Annotated in this window: 2 rRNA genes; both read left to right on the top strand. The window is 40.6% G+C overall.

What is annotated here, in order from left to right:
- Positions 1 to 98, top strand: a 5S ribosomal RNA gene (rrf, locus tag HQ39_RS08740); the annotation flags it as partial.
- Between the two features lie 340 nt (positions 99 to 438).
- Positions 439 to 503: ribosomal RNA gene (locus HQ39_RS08735) — 16S ribosomal RNA — on the top strand; the annotation flags it as partial.

Genomic DNA, 503 nt, shown 5'->3' with positions numbered 1-503 from the left:
TAGCATCGGGGATCCACCTCTAACCATTCCGAACAGAGCAGTTAAGCCCGATCACGCCGATGGTACTATGCAAATGGGAGAGTAGGTAGCCGCCACTTGAAGAGAAGGAGAGAGACATGAACCGTAACAGGAACATGGCTCTCTCCTTTGTTTTTATAGGTTTGCCGGCTTTGAGAAAATAAAGAGAATATTTTTCTTAGATTTTGCCGTATAAATTTTCTCTGGGTGTTGTTTAATCGAAATATTGTTGTAACTTTGCACCCACGAACGGGGAATGCCTGTTTGTAACCGAGTAGAGATCATAGACGTATTGGACAATATACAACAAGTAGTACAAGGGACACTCCATTATAAATGGATATAGTGACCCTGTCAATTACCTGATTATATAAATAGAAGGAAGTAATACTGAGCATAGGAATAAATAGAAACAAAATGACAAAGAAGAGTTTGATCCTGGCTCAGGATGAACGCTAGCGATAGGCTTAACACATGCAAGTCGA

This window comes from Porphyromonas sp. COT-108 OH2963 (assembly GCF_000768895.1).
GTDB lineage: Bacteria > Bacteroidota > Bacteroidia > Bacteroidales > Porphyromonadaceae > Porphyromonas_A > Porphyromonas_A canoris.
This window is presented reverse-complemented; position numbering and strand designations above follow the sequence as displayed.